At 51.9% G+C, this 235-nt stretch carries 1 protein-coding gene; it reads right to left on the bottom strand.

The window, feature by feature from the left end; translation table 11 throughout:
• Window positions 1-235: hypothetical protein (locus ABD028_RS00005; protein ID WP_343840136.1), on the bottom strand; the 235-nt coding region annotated here is incomplete at both ends.

Here is a 235-nt window from a genome sequence, read left to right as displayed (position 1 = left end):
AGGTGATTTGCTCTTCCACATAGCCGCCGTTGAGCAGTTGACCGTGCTCATCAGCGCCGAGACTCTTAACGAAGTGGATCTGATAGTTGCCTGTGGCATTGGAATTACCGGTGCCGTCTTCCACTACCAGGGTATAAGTGCCGGATTGCTTGGCTTCAAGATTATAGAACTGGGCGGTGTAGTAGCTGCCGGCATTGGCAACAAAGGTGCCGTCCGGGGCATATAAGGTCATATA

Source organism: Bowmanella denitrificans, assembly GCF_039522935.1.
Lineage (GTDB): Bacteria > Pseudomonadota > Gammaproteobacteria > Enterobacterales > Alteromonadaceae > Bowmanella > Bowmanella denitrificans.
This window is presented reverse-complemented; position numbering and strand designations above follow the sequence as displayed.